Origin of the sequence: Phyllobacterium endophyticum, from assembly GCF_003010935.1 — a bacterium.
In the GTDB taxonomy this organism is placed as follows: domain Bacteria; phylum Pseudomonadota; class Alphaproteobacteria; order Rhizobiales; family Rhizobiaceae; genus Phyllobacterium; species Phyllobacterium endophyticum.
Window position 1 is genome coordinate 178911 of record NZ_PGGN01000007.1, and the last position, 17243, is coordinate 196153.

Consider the following 17243-nt stretch of genomic DNA (forward strand, 5'->3'; position numbering starts at 1 on the left):
GACAAGGTAATGCGGCAGATGGTGTCCGAAACAGGATCGTAGCCATGAGACCATCCATCGCTCTTGCCTTAAAGCGAACTGCAGTCCGTGAAACTGCCGGGCGATTTGATAAGCTTGCCAATCTTCGCGTCTTCGGTTCGGTCTTGCACGGCACTGACAAGGACGGCAGCGATCTCGATCTGTTGGTAGATACTTTGCCTGGAACAACATTGTTTGATCTTGGTGGATTACAGGACGAACTCGAGGAATTGCTTGGCGTACCCGTCGACCTCCTGACGCCAGGCGATCTACCACCAAAATTCCGCATCCAGGTCCTGTCCGAGGCGCAGCTTATATGAAAACCAAACGCCTTGCGGAGTATCTTGATCACATCAGGCAGGCAGCCATCGACGCAGAAGCATTTGTTGAGGGCATGAGCAAGTCTGACTTCCTTGCGGATAGACGCACTCAGCAAGCAGTCGTTATGAGCATCATCATTGTGGGCGAAGCCGCGACGAAAGTTCTCGAGCGGCATGGCGACTTCGCGAAGCACCAACACCGTGCAGTCGGCGTTTCCACTCCTGATCGCTCGATTGCAACAGATCCACGTCCATGACAAAGGCAATGATCATCCGGCGTCGCAGACATAAGGAGCGCGTAATGCGCAAAATCTTGAGAACGCTCATAGTTGCCACCTCAGCCCTCGGTATGGCCGCAAGCGCCGCCATGGCCGACTACACGCTCAATATCCTGCATATCAACGACCAGCATTCCCGCATCGAGCCAATCAACAAATATGATTCCACGTGCTCGGCTGAAGAAGAGAGCAAGAACGAATGTTTCGGCGGCATCGCCCGCGTCAAGGCCAAGATAGATGAACGCCGCAACGCCCTGTCCAGGGATGGCGGCAATGTCATCGTTCTCGATGCGGGCGACGAATTTCAGGGCTCGCTGTTCTACACGACGTACAAGGGCGAGGACACGGCCGAATTCATGAACGGCATCGGCTTCGATGTCATGGCGCTCGGCAACCACGAATTCGATGACACGCCCGTCACGCTCGCGAAATTCCTCGACAAGATGAAGGTGCCGGTCATTTCCTCCAATACGGAGGCGGCAGCAGGCTCGCTCATCGCCGGCAAGATCAAGCCCTATGTCATCGAGGAGATCGGCGGCCAGAAGATCGGCGTCATCTCCGCCCTCACCACCGACACGGCAGAAATCTCCAGCCCCGGCCCGAGCGTCAAATTCGCCGATGAGATCGAAGCGTTGAAGCGGCAGGTCGATGCGCTGAAGGCAGAGGGCGTCAACAAGATCATTGCCCTCAACCATGCCGGCTATTCCAAGGACAAGGAGATCGCCGCCAATGTCGATGGCATCGATGTGATCGTTGGCGGCCACAGCCACACGCTTCTTTCCAATACCGACCCCGAAGCGGCGGGGCCTTACCCGACCCTCGTCAAGAATCCTTCGGGCCGCGACGTGCCGATCGTCCAGGCGAAGTCCTACTCGAAATATCTTGGCGAGTTGAAGGTCACGTTCGACGACGAGGGCAATGTGACGAAAAGCGAGGGCGCCCCCATCCTGCTCGATTCCTCCGTCACGCCAGACCCGGCTTTCGTCGCCCGCGTCCAGGAACTGGCCAAGCCCTTGGAAGAGCTGAAGGCACGCAAGGTCGGCGAATCCACCGGCGTCATCGAGGCGGCGCGTGAAGTATGCCGCTTCAAGGAGTGCAGCATGGGCGATCTCGTTGCCGATGCCATGCTCGACCGCGTCAAGGGACAGGGCGTCACCATCGCCATCATCAATGGCGGCGGCCTGCGCGCTTCCATAGATGCGGGTGACGTCACCATGGGCGAAGTGCTGACCGTGCTGCCCTTCCAGAACACCCTGGCGACATTCCAGCTGCGAGGCTCAGACGTCGTCGCAGCGCTCGAGAATGGCGTCAGTCAGATCGACCAGGGCGCCGGACGCTTTCCGCAGGTCGCCGGGTTGAAATATGCCTTCGACGTGACGAAGCCGGCAGGAAGCCGCATATCGGATGTTCAGGTGATGCAGGGAGAAAGCTGGCGGCCGATCGATATCGCAGCAACTTATGGCGTGGTCTCCAACAACTACATGCGGGCGGGCGGCGATGGTTACAAGATCTTTTCGACGAATGCCGTGAACGCCTACGACTATGGTCCGGGACTGGAGCTGGTTCTGGCCGATTATCTTGCCAAACATACACCATACAAGCCCTATACGGACGGGCGCATCACCGCAACATTGGCCGGAGCGCCTGCCCAAGCCCCGACGCCTCCCGCACCGGAAGCCCCCAAGACTGCCACAACGTCAACCACCGCAAACCATCATCCGAAAACATACACGATCAAGCGCGGTGATAATTTCTGGGACATTGCACAAGAGGTCTACGGCAAGGGCGCCGAATGGAGAAAACTTGCCGGAGCAAATCCGGACATGAAGGTCATGAAACTGCCCGTCGGCGCCGAGATGAAAGTCCCGGCGATCTAGTACTTTTTCGCGTCGCAACAACGCGAATTTCATCCCGGCGTTGAATATCTTGCATAAGGATCGCAGTTCTTTTGGTTCAGGACTTCTTCCCGCAGAATTGTTCTGATGGTTTGAATTACCCTCGTATTCACCTCACCCGCAGCTCCGCAGCGACCTCCCCTGTCCAGGGGGAGGTGGGAGCCCCACCCTCCCGCAGCGGGGAGGGTGAAGAAAATCAGGCGATTTGTATCAGGCCCGCATGGTCATGCGAATTGAGAGGCCGCCGCGAGGGTAAGATCCACTCCCCCGAACTTGTCGGCGGTCTGGGTAAACCTTCCCGATGGATCATTTGTCATGGCCAAATGATAGGAACTCGACTTATCGCCAAAGGTTAGAAGCTTTCCGAGATCGGCGAAATGGAATGACGACGGGGCAGCATCGGTAAAGTGAATTTTGTCGCCGATGTTCAAATCCGCGATGGTCGATCCGTCAAATCCCTTGAGCGTGCTTTCAAACGTATCGTTACCGCCACCGCCCTTCATCACGGTCTTCAGATCGACATTCTTTATGATCGTATCGTTACCCTGCGTGCCGACGACATGATCGATCTTGGTGCCGAAGGCAATACCGATATTATCGATCATATTACCTTTCGGACTGGCACTGATGAAGGTTCCAGGGGTGAGATCGATTTTCGCTCCGTGCGTGTAGCCTGAAAGATCAACCGTATTGTCAGTACCGGAATCATAAATTGTCACCCGTGGATCGTGATTGATCTTGAAGTCCAGAACATCGCTTTCCGGACCCTTTACATTGCTGTTGAAACCGAACGTCTGCCCGCCGGTCAGCGCGCCACCAACGGGCTTGCCATAAAGCCGTTGCACCGCGGCAACATCCGCGATCATCGGCGTGTAAGGGGTCCAGGCATTTCTCTCTGACATGGCCGGATCACCATAATATCGGGCTTTTGGGTCGTCCGCATTCAAGTAAGACATGATCGACCACTGGTGGGAATCATAGGGGCCATTTTGTGCAGTCATACCATCTGCGGTGCCATTATATTTCCCGCTATGTGATAGGCCTATGGCATGACCGATCTCGTGTGCTATGACACCTATTGCATAATGATTGCTGGTATCGATGGGGCCTACGGCTTTATCCTTGATGGTGATTTCAGCATCAGTGATAGTCGAAGCAATGGAACCGTCGCCTGCAATATCGGCGTTACCAATCGTAGACCAGTGCGTGTTACCTGGATGAGCATTCTTATCCACAGGGCGGATAAACGTGATACCCTTACCCTGCAACGCCGCTGTTTCCTTGAACTGGATGTTGGCCACGTTCGACCAATCTGCCAAGGCAACCCTGAAGGCAGCCTTTTCGGTTTCCGTGTAGTGAGATGCCTTGTCAAAATTATAGTTGACGACGCCTCCTTTTGTACCGATCTTTGGAGACCCGAATTTTCGGGTTTCGGCCTCCGTCGGATATTCGGTTGGATGGTAGTCCGCGGGAACCGCGTGATGGTTGACGGCGTCTGTGATTCTGACATCGGCTTTGCCGGATCTATCGACGTGTGACACATAGGTGATGACATCATCCAATGTCGGGGTATGCGTTTGTGGCGATTTTACAGGTGAGATCGCCGCAAGAGCGTTGGTGCGTGTGTATTGATTGACGAACTCATCGAAATCCTTGGCTGAAAAATCCAATTGGTCCAAAATGACCTCCAGAAGTAAGCCGGAACTGAGCCAGCTAATGCATTGGCATTAATACCAACGGCTTATCTTGGATCGCCGATTGTGGCGAAACAGCGAATAATAATATTTAGCCGGTTCACGTTTATTTGACGTACTCGGTAAGCGTTCACCAATGGCTGCGGCCTTTCGCACCCTTGCTTTCACGCCGGCGCCCACTACGTTCCCAGCACAGAAGTGGAGCAGCAAATGGCAATCTCGGGAGGTGATCTGTCCGCGGTGAAAAAGCCGGGAGATCATCCGCGCATCGAAACATCGAAAGTCGGTGTGCTTCTTGTCAATCTTGGCACGCCGGATGGCACCGACAAGACGTCGATGCGGCGCTATCTCAGGGAATTCCTCTCGGACAAACGGGTTATAGAATGGCCGCGCGCCATATGGCTGCCCGTCCTTTACGGCATTGTCCTCAATACGCGGCCGAAAAAATCCGGCGCCTTGTATGACAAGATCTGGAATCGCGAGCTTAACGAATCCCCCTTGCGCACTTACACCCGTTCGCAGGGCGACAAGCTGGGCGCGGCACTCGCCTCGCATCCGCAGATCGTGGTCGACTGGGCGATGCGCTATGGCAGGCCTTCGATCGAGGAGGCGCTGGATCGGCTGGACAAACAGGGCTGCAAGCGCATCCTCATGTTCCCGCTCTACCCGCAATATTCGGCAACGACGACAGCGACCGTAAACGACAAGTTCTTCGAAGCGCTCATCAAGATGCGCTTCATGCCGGCAACGCGCACGGTGCCATCTTACCAGGACGAGGCGGTCTATATCGACGCGTTGGCGACCTCTATCGAAAAGCATTATGCGACGCTCGATTTTGAGCCGGAAGTCCTCATCGCTTCCTATCACGGCATTCCGCAGAGTTACTTCAAGCGCGGCGATCCCTATCCCTGCCATTGCTGGAAGACGACGCGCTTGCTGCGCGAGCGCCTCGGCTGGGGTGAGGACAGGCTGGTCACCTGCTTCCAGTCCCGTTTTGGCCCGGAAGAGTGGATGCAGCCCTATACGGACAAGACATTGGAAAAACTCGCCCGCGAAGGCGTGAAATCCGTCGCCGTGTTCAATCCGGGGTTCGTCTCCGATTGCCTCGAAACCCTCGAGGAGATCGCCGGCGAAGGTGCGGAGATTTTCCGGCACAATGGCGGCGTCAACTTCACCCATGTTCCCTGTCTTAACGATAGCGACGAAGGCATGAAAGTCATCGAGACGCTCGTCCGCCGCGAATTGCAGGGCTGGGTCTGATACGAGACCGAACCTGCCAAGCAATGAGTCCGTCAACAGCTAGATCAACTTTACGCAAGGCATCGACCTCTCAAAAAAACCCGATGCATTTGGCGACATCGCTGATATGCGTGATGGCGGTTGCAGTGCAACGCCGGCCAAAACCGACCTCCTAAAACAATGCGTTCGCGAGAATCACAACTATCGTCTATCGTGCACCCGCCGGCGAGTTGTGATTATTGACGCTGCCCATAAGGTCAGCCAGGGGAGGCCATGAATGAGCGGTTTTGACTTCACGATACCAGTACTTGTCGTTCTCGTGCTTGTGGTTCTGTTTGCGGGGGTCAAGACCGTGCCGCAGGGCTACAATTATACGATCGAACGCTTCGGCAGATATACCCGCACCCTTGCGCCCGGCCTCAATCTCATCGTGCCGTTCTTTGACCGCATTGGCGCCAAGCTGAACATGATGGAGCAGGTGCTGAACGTTCCGACGCAGGAAGTCATCACCAAGGACAATGCCAACATCGCCGTCGATGGCATCGCTTTCTATCAGATCCTCAATGCGCCGCAGGCAGCCTATCAGGTCAGCGGCCTGCAAAACGCTATTCTCAACCTGACCATGACCAATATCCGTACCGTCATGGGTTCGATGGTTCTCGATGAACTCCTGTCCAATCGCGATACGATAAACGACCGGCTGCTCAGGGTCGTCGACGAAGCGGCGCACTCATGGGGCATCAAGATGACCCGCGTCGAGATCAAGGATATCAATCCGCCACAAGACCTCCTCGACTCCATGGGCCGCCAGATGAAGGCGGAGCGCGACAAACGTGCTGTCGTTCTTGAAGCCGAAGGCACGAGGGCGGCGCAGATCCTGCGTGCCGAAGGTCTCAAGCAGGCTCAGATCCTCGAGGCCGAAGGCAAGCGCGAAGCGTCCTATCGCGAAGCAGAAGGCCGCGAGCGCCTGGCGGAGGCTGAAGCCAAGGCAACCGAGCTCGTTTCAGCCGCCATCACGGCAGGCAACGTGCAGGCGCTCAACTATTTCGTTGCGCAGAAATATACGGAAGCATTTGGCAAGTTCGCGACCAGCCCCAATCAGAAGGTCATACTCATGCCGATGGAAGCGTCCTCTCTCATCGGTTCGCTCGGCGGTATCGGCGCGATTGCCCGCGAAGTTTTTGGTGACAACGCACCCGCCAGCCCCACTGCCCCGACAACGCCGCCTACCCGCGGCCGCACGGTTCCGGGCACTGGCTCGACAAATTCGTGATCGTTAAAGGTCTGGTCCTGCTGAGATTCAGGTCAGGGCGAGCCGAGAATGGCGGTATTCGAGAACCGAAGCGCAGTGTACATTTGGGTACATGAGCATCGGAAGCGCAGAAGACAGCCATTTGCAGGCCGCGATGGCGTGAATATCAACAGGACCAAACATGCTTGAACGTCTCTTCGCTGAGCTCGGACCATGGAACTGGATAGTGCTCGGTTTAATCCTGATGATTTTCGAAGTGGCGGCGCCGGGGATATTCTTTCTCTGGTTCGGCATTGCCGCGCTCATCGTCGGGAGCCTCGCCATTCTTTTTGGCGAATTTTCGTGGATGAACTGGCAAATCCAGGTCATTCTGTTCCTTGTCCTCTCCGTCATAGCTGTGTTCATCGGCCGCAGGCTGATCGGCGCAACGGATGTGGAATCGGACGAACCCTTGCTCAACCGGCGCGGCGAACAATTGATCGGTCAGGTCGTGACCCTTGAGGAGGCGACGATCAACGGCCGTGGCCGTGCCCGCATCGGCGATAGCCTGTGGCGCGTCACGGGTCCCGACCTTGCCGCGGGAACGCGCGTGCGCATCACCGGTATCGATCGTGGAACGCTCGTGGTTGAGGCGGCTTAGGGTCGCTGTAAGACTATTGTCGTGTTTGCGATGCTGATCGCGCCTGTGATATGATTTAAGAATGAAGAAACATACGCCCAGCTTTGTTGTCTCTGTTTTCGAGGAAGACGGCCAATGGATTGCCGTCAACGATGATTTGCCCATTGCTACAGAAGCGCCAAGCTATAGCGAGTTGCTTGAAAGAGTTTGGGAGATTGCGCCGGAGATGGCGGTTCTGAATGGCTGGGTAAGCGATCCAAAGAAGCTTCGTCTCCGCTTCTACATAGAAACAGATAATTCCACAGCAAAAGCACTCTAATACGTGGTTGCCGTTCTCTATCGGGAACTCACCGATCTTCTAAGCAAAGCCGGATGCAAATTCGTGCGCCAAGCTAAGGGTAGCCACGAATATTGGAGCAGTCCGATCACCAACCGGTTCTTTGTCGTTCCCTCAAACATCGAAAAACGCCACACCGCCAACGCTGTTCTAAAACAAGCTGGCCTGCCTAAAGCATTCTGACACGAGAAACTGCCGAGTCCCGCAAATATGTCAGAGCCCGATCGAAAATTCGTCGGGGGGTGGCGAAAAGGCGGTGTTCGAGCACGGAAGCGCAGCGTACATCTTTCGTACGTGAGCATCAAAAACGCCATTTGCAGCCCGCCTTGGCGAATTTGCGTTCGGGCTTCTAGGCTGCCCCTATCCGCAGCAAATCATGGAAATGCACGATCCCGACCGGGACATTCTCTTCGGTCACGATCAGCGCGCCGATATTGTGATCGTTGAGCAGCGCCAGCGCCGCGCTCGCCAGCATCGTCGGCGGCACGGTCTTTGGGTTGCGCGTCATGATCTCATCGACCGTCATCGTAACGAGGTTGCGATGAAGATTGCGTGACAGGTCGCCGTCGGTGATGATCCCCGCCAGCGTCCCCTCCTCGTCGAGCACAGCCACGCAGCCGAAGCGCTTGTCTGCCAGCACCTTCATCGCCTCGGGCACCGGCATTCCGAGCGGCACCAGCGGCAGCTGTTCGCCGCGATGCATGATTTCGTGCAGATGGGTAAGGCTCGACCCAAGCGAACCACCCGGGTGGAATGTCTTGAAATCGCCTGCAGTAAAGCCCCGCGCTTCCAAAAGCGCCACGGCGACCGCGTCACCCATGGCGAGTTGCATCAGCGTCGATGTCGTCGGGGCAAGGCCGTGCGGACAGGCTTCCGTCACCCTCGGCATCAGCAGCACCACGTCGGCCGCCGTCGCCAGCGCCGAATTCTCCCCCGCCGTCACCGCGATCAGCGGGATACGGAAGCGCCGGGAATAGCTGACGATACCCTTGAGCTCCGCCGTATCGCCCGACCACGAAATGGCGAGGATCGCGTCGTCGACAGCGATCATGCCGAGATCGCCGTGATTGGCCTCGGAAGGATGCACGAAAAACGCTGGCGTGCCGGTCGAGGCGAAGGTCGCTGCGATCTTGGAGCCGATATGGCCGCTCTTGCCGACCCCGGTGACGATGATCCGGCCTCGCACGGCCGCGATCAGTTCTATCGCCTTGCAGAAGGGCCCGGCCAGCGGACCCTCGAGGGCGGCGCCCAGCGCGGCGAGGCCGTCCTTCTCGGTTGAAATCGTCCGCCTGGCCGAATCGACCGCAGCGGTTCTATCCAGTTTTGTGTCGTTGATTGCCTGCATGGTCGCAACCGTTAGCGCTTCCGCTCTCCGCTGTCCATTTTTTGTTCGTCGCAGCAGTTTTACGACGGGTCAGGATCTGTCGCGTGGTTCATGCCACCGGAGACCAGGCACATGCGCGAACAATTTGCCCGGACGACCGCCGCAGCAGAGTTTCGGGGCGCGCTCTTAGCCACTCGTTAACCATGGCTCTTTACCATCCTTAACGTTCGAACATTGGCATCCTGATTGATGAATCGTCTGCACAAACGCTTGGAAGCGCCGCCACCGGACGGCAGCTTCAGGACCGCAATCAATGTCTGCCTGATGGCAGCATTGCTGTGCAGCACCATGTTTGCGACCGGCGATCATGCCTATGCGCAACAGGCGCTGCCACTGCGCGGGACCCTGCAGGAGAACGCATTGCCGGCACAAAACAATGGTGCACCTGCCGCCGGCCCCCCGAATGCACCTGCTCCAGCAACGCAAAATGGCATACCATCGCGTCGCTACGAGCCCGTCAGTCCGGGTGCCTTGCCTGATGACGACAATGGCAATCTCGGCCTGCTCGGGGTACCGCTGGACGATGGTACGCCGCCTTCCGGACCCGCGGACGATAGCGGCGGTCTCAGGCCGAACGATGCCGCCCTGCCCGGCAGCGAGACTGCGCCCGTCCCCGCTGCGCGGCCCCTGCGCCTTCGTCCGGGTGAACGGTCATTGCTCGACGAAGAACGTGCCGACACGTTCGACAATGGTCCGATTGAGCAAAACGGCGAGGCCAACCCGCCGGCGGGCCGTACCGATCGCGACAATCTGCCGGAACCGGCGCTTGAACGGCGCATCGTCCGGCCCGATCCGGAGCCCTTCGCGCCCCTCGGCATCAGGGCGGGTCTCGTAACCCTTCGCCCGTCCATCAGCACCGGACTGCGTGCCACGACCAACGCGGATGGCAGCTCGGATGGCAGCAGTGCGCTTCTGTCGGAAACCCGTCTACGCGCCCGTGCCACCACCGATTGGGCGCGCCACTCGGCCTGGCTCGATTTCGACGGCACTTATGACAGGACGATATCCGGTGAGGATTATTCGGAGCCGAATATCGGCCTGCGCGGCGGCATTCAGCTGGACCTTGGCGAACACACCACGGTCAAGGGCGAGGTAGGCTACCGCTATCGTCAGGAAGACCCGAGCGCACCGACAACCATCCTCGGAACCTCGAACCGGCCAGCGGTGCAGGAACTGGACGGCAGCCTGGGCTTGCGCAAGGAATTCGGCAGGTTTTTCGCGGACGTGAAGGGCAATGTCGATCGCACCGTCTACGGCAATGCCGAATTTTCCGATGGTTCGGTGGTCAGCCAGAAGGATCGCAACAATACTTTTGCCAGTATCGCACTGCGCGGCGGCTTCGAAATGTCCCCCGCCATAAAGCCTTTCGCAGAGGTTGAAATCGGCAAGCTGATCTATGACGAGAAGGAAGACGTCAACGGTTTCCAGCGTTCCGGCGTTCGTACTGCGCTGCGCGGCGGTGTCGAGATTGATTTCGCCGAAAAGCTGGCGGGGGAGTTCGCGCTCGGCTATCTGCGCCAGGGCATCGATGACGACCGGCTTTCTCCAGTGGATGGTCTCAGCGTGGACGGCGCCATTAAATGGTCTCCCCAGCGCGGAACCGATGTCGATATCGGCCTCCTCACCCGTGTCGAGGGAGCGACGGCGCCTGGCGACAGCGGCTCGATTTTTTACGAAGGCACGCTGGGCATCAAGCGGCAGGCTCGCGCCAATCTCGATCTCAAGGCAACCCTGATCGCCTCTCTACGCGACAACAAGGATGGCACCGGCTGGGACAAGGGCTTCGGCGCTGAAATCGGCGCTACCTATTGGTTCAATCGCTTCTTCGGCTTCGATATCAGTGCGCGGCATGAATTCACCCGCAGCGAAGTCGAATCGCGCCAGACCGACGAAACCAGCATCTTCATGGGCGTGACGCTGCAGCGGTAGGAAGCGCAGCACTCCAGGTTTACACCCTGGATCACTTACGCCTCGTTTCCCTCTGCTTCCATGCCCATTTCGTCTGAAACCTCTTTCGGCGCATAGGAATCGCCCTGCCTCGAATGTCGTATCGCCACAATTTCCAGCACCTCGTCCTTCAATGGGTAGTTAGGACATATGGTTTCATGACAACACGCCGGGTCCCGGATATCGCTCCCTGTACACCCAAATCAGGAAAGTTCGACAATCGAGTTTGCAGATTGCGCATTCTCTCAGCATATTTGCCGCTGCGGATGGGCTATGTTCAGCGATATAGGCGACCTCGTCCAAAAACCAGCGCTCGGCTTTGGGGGGAAAGCTGGGTGCTATCGGGCTTCATCAGCCCAGCCTGTAAATTTCCCGTTTCCTTGCTGATGAGACTATCGCCTTGCCCATGCCGGGAACTTCATTGAAATCTGTGCCCTCGCCACGGTCAAGCGATATGAGTCCTTCCGCTTCCTGGAGGATATCGGCGCCTTCTGCGTCGAGCTATTGACGAAATGCGCGGAGCATCACCCATGTTCGGTCGCGGCCTAAAGCCCGAGCAGCCAACTCGAGCTCTTCCAGCATCTCGTTGGGAACGAGAAGTGAAATCTGAGTTTTATCCTGGGTCGACGTCGCTTGTCCTTCCGGTACCTTGACACAGTGTATCCCATCGCAAATGGGCGTTCAACCGAGACAGAAGTCGATGGGTTCACTCTCCCTTGGAAGGGAGAGTGATAAGCAGGCCGTGGACGAAGGGTTCCTTCACCCCCGGGGCTGGATCGTCTTCAGCAAATTGCCGATAGTGTCGATCACGCCGTTGCGGATGTCCTCCCGCCACAGTGCGAATGCCACGTTGGCTTCGACGAACCCTTCCTTGGAGCCGGTATCATAGGTCCGGCCCTTGAAATGGTAGCCGAAGAAATCCTGTTCTTTGGTCAGCTTCAACATCGCGTCGGTCAGCTGGATTTCATTGCCGGCGCCGCGCTCCTGGTTTTCAAGGATGCCGAAAATCTCCGGCTGCAGGATATAGCGGCCGTTGATATAGAGGTTGGACGGCGCCGTTCCCTTGGCCGGCTTCTCGACCATCTGCGTCAGTTCAAACCCGTTGCCGACAGGCCTGCCCTGCCCGACGATGCCGTATTTATGCGTCTCGGCCGGATCGCATTCCTGCACGGCGACGATGTTGCCGCCAGACTGGTTGTAGAGTTCCACCATATCGGCGAGGCAGCCATTCTTTTCCGGCTGCATGATCATGTCAGGCAAAAGCAGCGCGAAAGGTTCGTCACCGACAATGTCGCGTGCGCACCAGACCGCATGGCCAAGTCCCATCGGAACCTGCTGGCGTGTGAAACTCGTCGTTCCGGGGCCGGGTTGAATTCCTTGCAGTTCGTCGAGAAGGCTGGTCTTGCCGCGTTCCGACAGGGTTTGATAGAGCTCGTACTGGACGTCGAAATAATCTTCGATCACCGCCTTGTTGCGGCCCGTCACGAAGATGAAATGTTCGATACCGGCCTCGCGTGCCTCGTCCACCACATATTGAATGACCGGCTTGTCGACTACAGTCAGCATTTCTTTTGGAATGGATTTCGTGGCGGGAAGAACACGGGTGCCAAAGCCCGCAACTGGAAAGACGGCCTTGCGTATCTTCTTGGGTTCGGACATCACTACCTCATTACTGATTACAATTTGGAATGCGGGAATTTCCTCGATAGACTTTTTTGGCTCAAAGACCCAAAATGCACATCTGTGTAAAATAAATAATCGTTGCCGGTGTTAATGTAGCGGTTGCCGGCTTGTTTGCCCACGCATGGTAAACCAATTCCTAACTTTGACCTGCTTAATTTATCCTTTGACCCAAACTACGGAAACGAGGACGAGACATGATCGGGGGTTTAGAGCGGATTGCATCCATATCGAATCTTTCTGCCACAGGAGGCGCCCTGGCAGCTCTTTCCAGGCGCGCGCTGATCGTTGCCGCCGCAGCGGGCCTTGCTTTTGCAGGGGCGATCAACAATGCGGCTGCCGATGCAAAGTTCCAGAGTTGGATCGCGGATTTCCGCAGCACGGCGCTCAGCAGCGGCGTATCGGCGTCTACGTTCAACCGTGCCTTCGCCGGCGTAACGGAGATCGATCCGGAAGTTCTTGAGAAGGCCCGGTTCCAGCCGGAGTTCACTGCACCCGTCTGGGACTATCTGGATAATCGCGTCAACGAACAATCGATCGCAACCGGCCGGGAGATGGCACACAAATACAGCCGCTGGCTCGGTGCGATCGAAAAATCCTTTGGCGTGGACCGCAATATCCTCCTTGCCATCTGGTCGATGGAGACCAATTTCGGTGAGATAATGAAGCGCGACGATGTCATGCGCGATGCGGTGCGCTCGCTCGCAACCCTCGCCTATGCCGATCCGCGCCGCGCCAAATTTGCGCGAACCCAGCTCATCGCCGCCATGAAAATTCTGCAGAAGGGCGAGATCGACCGCAGCCATCTGACCGGTTCCTGGGCTGGCGCTCTCGGCCATACCCAGTTCATCCCCACAAGCTATCTTGCCTATGCGGTCGACATGGATGGCAATGGCAAGCGTGACATCTGGAATTCAGTGCCCGATGCCCTGGCGACGGCAGCCAATCTTCTCGCCAAGAATGGTTGGCAGACCGGGCGCACATGGGGTTACGAGGTCGTGCTTCCTGCCGGGCGCAAATTCCCTTCCGGGTCCCGCACGATTTCCGAATGGCAGAAACTCGGCGTTGTTCGTGCCAATGGCAAGGCATTTCCAGGTGGTGGCGAGAAGGCAACCCTGAAGGTGCCGGACGGCCGCGGTGGTCCGGCCTTCCTGATGACGCGCAACTTCTTCGTCCTCAAGGCCTACAACAATGCCGACAAATACGCCCTTGGCGTTGGTCTTCTCGCCGACCAGATCGGCGGTTCAATGGGGCTGCGCCAGGACTGGAACCGCCCTTTCACGCCGATTACGATGAAGGAACGACAGGAACTGCAAAATCATTTGCGCGAACTCGGCTATTATGACGGAAAGGTCGATGGCAAGATCGGCGATGGCTCGAGAAATGCCATACAGGCATTCCAGAAGCAGATGGGGCTGGATCCTGACGGACATCCGAGCAAGGAAGTGCTCACGGTAATAAGGAAGAAGTAGCAATAGCGCCTGCCGATTATCTCTCCCCTTTGTGGGAGAGAAAGCGATTTCAGCATCTTGGCCCTTGCTAAGTGCTGAAAATCGCCAGTGAGGGAAATAGTGTTGATCCTTGAAAAATTCCCTCTCCTGAATTTTCCAAGTCTTTGGCAACGAGGCTAATCCAAGAAAATCCTTTCTCCCCCGCTACGAGGGAGATAAGCTCCGACGTGGTCGGTGCAAATCTCGGGGTCGCAGGGACAGACTTATGGATTGCAATCAAATCGGTGTCCGGCAGGACAGAGGGGAGCGTTTTAGGCCGATCAGCCGCGCACCCCTGTTGCTTTCATTGGTTCTCGCTCTTGCGGCCATGCTCGTCATCACCGAAACCGCCTCCGCACGTACACTCCTCGACATGCTGTTCGGCCAGCGCCCCGTCTATCGTGAAAGAACGGACCGCCTCATAGAGGATGGCAATGGTAGAAGGGTCCGGCAGCCAAACCGCAACCGGCCGATCAAGCGCGTACGGCCACGCTCCGTTGCTCCCCAGACTTCCACAGCTGCAATCCCCGGTGTCGAGATCAAGGAACTTGCCATTCCGCCAAAACTGCCGGATGCCAAGGCTGTGCTCGTGGTGGGGGACTTCATGGCGAAGGGCCTCGCCGAGGGGCTTGATGAAGCCTTCATCGATGCGCCGGGTGTGCGTGTCGTCGACAAGAGCGACGGGTCCTCAGGCTTCGTCCGCGATGATCACCTTAACTGGCCGGCAACCATTGGCAGCCTCGTCGAAGCCGAGAAGCCTGCTGTCGTCGTGATCATGGCGGGGGCGAATGATCGGCAGCAGTTCGCCAGTGGCCAAGCCCTGTTGAGCGATGACTGGAACAGGGAGTATCAGGCGCGGATCAACGCTTTTCTCGAAGCCGTCAAGAAAACCGGCCTTCCTGTCGTCTGGGTAGGCCAGCTCTCCTATAAGACGAGGAGCATGACGAACGATGTGCTCGCCTTCAACGAGCTCTATCGGAACGCGACGGAAAAGGCCGGGGGTACATTCGTCGACGTCTGGGACGGGTTCGTTGACCAGAGCGGCAGCTTCACCCTGTCGGGTTTCGACATGTCCGGTCAGACCGCGCGGCTGCGCAACAATGACGGTATCGGCCTGACCGCCGCCGGCAAGCGCAAGCTGGCTTTCTACGTGGAGAAGCCGCTGCGCCAGATGTTGGGCAATGCGACGTCGCCCGATATCGCCGCAATCAAGCCAGGCGCGCCGGTGCAGGCGCTTCCGGGAACGCCGCAGGCTCCCGTCACAGTCGATCGCGTTGCCCCGATCAGTCTCAACGATCCCGAACTCGATGGAGGCAGCGCCCTTCTCGGCGCGGTCCCGCGCGGTGCACCCGCGCCGGCAAAATCCGCGCGCGACCGGCTCGTCATCGATGGCGTCGCTCCCGACGGTCAACCTGGGCGCGTCAATGATTTCTCATGGCCGAAACCGCAGCAGTGAGCGGAAAGATACTTTCGAATCAAAAATGCGCGGTTCTGATCCGAATCGCGGGACTTTGAACCACGCTCAAACGGGAATTCACCGGGTTCGCACCAAAACGGGCAATTCCGGCGGCAGAAATTCCACTTCCGCGGGAAGTTTAGTTGTCTCTGGTTGAATTACCTATCTCGGCAGCACCGAAGCGCCCATGAGCGCGGCATCGATGGCTTGTGCCGCCTGGCGGCCCTCGCGAATGGCCCAGACTACCAGCGATTGCCCGCGGCGGACGTCGCCAGCCGTATAGAGTTTGTCAACGCTGGTGCGGTAATTCCTGTCATCCGCTGCAACCGAACGGTTACCCCGGCGATCGGCGCGCATATCGAGCGAAGCTGCCAGTTCCTTGACAATCCCATCTTCGAACGGGCCGGAAAAACCGATCGCGATGAATGCGAGGTCTGCCTTGATGAAAAACTCCGTCCCGGCGATGGGCTTGCGGGATTCGTCGACTTCACAGCATTTGACGTGGGTCAGCGTCCCGTTTTCCCCAATGAATTCAAGCGTTGCCACTTGAAATTCCCGGTCGGCGCCTTCGGCCTGCGAGGAGGATGTGCGCATTTTCGTTGCCCAGTAGGGCCAGACGCTGAGCTTGTCTTCCTTCTCCGGGGGCTGCGGACGGATGTCGAGTTGCGTGACCTTCACTGCGCCCTGGCGGAATGCCGTACCGACGCAATCCGATGCGGTATCGCCACCGCCCACAACTACCACGTGTTTTCCCGAGGCAAGAATCGGATCGCTTGGCCAAGCCACGGATTCGATGTTCTCGCGTCCAATGCGGCGGTTTTGCTGAACGAGATAGTGCATTGCATCATGCACGCCTTCGAACTCGCTGCCGGGGATACCCGCCGGACGCGGGGTTTCCGCTCCGCCGCAGTAGAGGACCGCGTCGTAACTATCAATAAGTTCTTGAACTGGCTTGTCAATTCCGACATTGACCCCACAGAAGAACGTAACGCCTTCGCCCTCCATCTGGGTGACGCGGCGGTCGATGAAGTGCTTTTCCATCTTGAAATCCGGGATTCCATAGCGAAGCAAACCGCCCGGACGACTTTCGCGTTCGTAGACATGAACCTCATGTCCGGCGCGCCCAAGTTGCTGCGCGGCCGCAAGTCCCGCCGGACCGGAGCCAATGACCGCAACATTCTTTCCGGTCTTGGAAACGGCAGGCTGCGGAATGATGAAGCCCTTCTCATAGGCTTTGTCGGCAATCGCCTGTTCCACTGTCTTGATCGAAACCGGCACGTCTTCAAGGTTCAGCGTGCAGGCTTCCTCGCAGGGCGCCGGACAGATTCTGCCCGTAAATTCGGGAAAATTGTTGGTGGAATGCAGGTTCCTGATCGCTTCATCCCAATTATCGTTGTAAACGAGGTCGTTCCAGTCCGGAATCTGATTATGGACCGGGCAGCCCGTCGGGCCATGGCAGAACGGAATACCGCAATCCATGCAGCGCGCAGCCTGCTTCTTCACCTCTCCGTCCGACATGGGAATCGTGAATTCCCTGAAATGCCGTATGCGATCCGACGCCGGCTGATACTTGCCGACCTGCCGGTCTATTTCGAGAAATCCTGTGACCTTACCCATCAAACTCTTCCCATGCT

At 57.5% G+C, this 17243-nt stretch carries 16 protein-coding genes; 11 read left to right on the plus strand and 5 right to left on the minus strand.

Annotation, left to right across the window (positions count from 1 at the left end; genetic code table 11):
* Positions 1–44: 44 nt before the first annotated feature.
* Genes CU100_RS25255 through CU100_RS25265 form a run of 3 tightly spaced genes read left to right on the plus strand, consistent with a single transcriptional unit; the run spans position 45 to position 2493 of the window.
* A complete protein-coding gene (locus CU100_RS25255) occupies positions 45–338 on the plus strand; it encodes a nucleotidyltransferase family protein (protein ID WP_106719402.1) in 294 nt (97 codons plus the stop codon).
* The gene (locus CU100_RS25260) at positions 335–595 is read left to right on the plus strand and encodes a HepT-like ribonuclease domain-containing protein (RefSeq protein WP_106719403.1); all 261 of its coding nucleotides are present in this window, start codon (positions 335–337) and stop codon (positions 593–595) included. Before CU100_RS25255 ends, CU100_RS25260 begins: the two co-directional genes overlap by 4 nt.
* A gap of 44 nt (positions 596–639) precedes the next feature.
* The gene (locus CU100_RS25265) at positions 640–2493 is read left to right on the plus strand and encodes a bifunctional metallophosphatase/5'-nucleotidase (protein ID WP_106719475.1); all 1854 of its coding nucleotides are present in this window, start codon (positions 640–642) and stop codon (positions 2491–2493) included.
* Between the two features lie 242 nt (positions 2494–2735).
* Here the strand turns inward: CU100_RS25265 and CU100_RS25270 are convergent, their stop codons facing one another.
* On the minus strand, positions 2736–4190 hold the full coding sequence (locus tag CU100_RS25270) for a M10 family metallopeptidase C-terminal domain-containing protein (protein WP_106719404.1): 1455 nt from the start codon (positions 4188–4190) through the stop codon (positions 2736–2738).
* A 225-nt stretch (positions 4191–4415) separates the two neighbouring features.
* On the opposite strand from CU100_RS25270, the gene hemH reads away from it, so the two are divergent.
* From hemH to CU100_RS25295, 5 genes are all read left to right on the plus strand, one after another.
* The gene (gene hemH / locus CU100_RS25275) at positions 4416–5465 is read left to right on the plus strand and encodes a ferrochelatase (RefSeq protein WP_106719405.1); all 1050 of its coding nucleotides are present in this window, start codon (positions 4416–4418) and stop codon (positions 5463–5465) included.
* Positions 5466–5721: 256 nt separating this feature from the next.
* Entirely contained in the window at positions 5722–6717 is a 996-nt protein-coding gene (locus CU100_RS25280; protein ID WP_106719406.1) for an SPFH domain-containing protein, read from the plus strand.
* A gap of 160 nt (positions 6718–6877) precedes the next feature.
* Positions 6878–7336 (plus strand): NfeD family protein, encoded by a 459-nt coding sequence (locus CU100_RS25285; RefSeq protein WP_106719407.1) that lies wholly within the window; start codon positions 6878–6880, stop codon positions 7334–7336.
* Between the two features lie 61 nt (positions 7337–7397).
* The gene (locus CU100_RS25290; protein ID WP_106719408.1) at positions 7398–7634 is read left to right on the plus strand and encodes a DUF1902 domain-containing protein; all 237 of its coding nucleotides are present in this window, start codon (positions 7398–7400) and stop codon (positions 7632–7634) included.
* 3 nt (positions 7635–7637) lie between these two features.
* Positions 7638–7835: a type II toxin-antitoxin system HicA family toxin gene (locus CU100_RS25295; protein WP_106719409.1), complete on the plus strand. Its 198-nt coding sequence runs from the start codon at positions 7638–7640 to the stop codon at positions 7833–7835.
* 166 nt (positions 7836–8001) lie between these two features.
* Here CU100_RS25295 and CU100_RS25300 read toward each other — a convergent pair whose 3' ends face one another.
* Positions 8002–8997 (minus strand): KpsF/GutQ family sugar-phosphate isomerase, encoded by a 996-nt coding sequence (locus CU100_RS25300; protein WP_106719410.1) that lies wholly within the window; start codon positions 8995–8997, stop codon positions 8002–8004.
* A gap of 228 nt (positions 8998–9225) precedes the next feature.
* On the opposite strand from CU100_RS25300, the gene CU100_RS25305 reads away from it, so the two are divergent.
* Positions 9226–10965: an outer membrane beta-barrel protein gene (locus CU100_RS25305; protein ID WP_106719411.1), complete on the plus strand. Its 1740-nt coding sequence runs from the start codon at positions 9226–9228 to the stop codon at positions 10963–10965.
* Between the two features lie 519 nt (positions 10966–11484).
* On the opposite strand, the gene CU100_RS27760 is transcribed toward CU100_RS25305, so the two are convergent.
* Entirely contained in the window at positions 11485–11658 is a 174-nt protein-coding gene (locus CU100_RS27760) for a ribbon-helix-helix protein, CopG family (protein WP_407070381.1), read from the minus strand.
* A gap of 84 nt (positions 11659–11742) precedes the next feature.
* Complete coding sequence (gene galU / locus CU100_RS25315) at positions 11743–12642, minus strand: UTP--glucose-1-phosphate uridylyltransferase GalU (RefSeq protein WP_106719413.1); 900 nt, start codon at positions 12640–12642, stop codon at positions 11743–11745.
* Positions 12643–12860: 218 nt separating this feature from the next.
* Here galU and CU100_RS25320 point away from each other — a divergent pair, with 218 nt between their 5' ends.
* Positions 12861–14135, plus strand: a complete 1275-nt coding sequence (locus CU100_RS25320) for a lytic murein transglycosylase (protein ID WP_106719414.1) — start codon at positions 12861–12863, stop codon at positions 14133–14135.
* A 244-nt stretch (positions 14136–14379) separates the two neighbouring features.
* Positions 14380–15609 carry an SGNH/GDSL hydrolase family protein gene (locus CU100_RS25325; protein ID WP_106719415.1) on the plus strand — a complete coding sequence of 410 codons (1230 nt, stop codon included), beginning with the start codon at positions 14380–14382 and terminating at the stop codon, positions 15607–15609.
* Between the two features lie 162 nt (positions 15610–15771).
* Here the strand turns inward: CU100_RS25325 and CU100_RS25330 are convergent, their stop codons facing one another.
* Positions 15772–17226, minus strand: a complete 1455-nt coding sequence (locus tag CU100_RS25330) for a glutamate synthase subunit beta (RefSeq protein ID WP_106719416.1) — start codon at positions 17224–17226, stop codon at positions 15772–15774.
* Between the last annotated feature and the right edge of the window lie 17 nt (positions 17227–17243).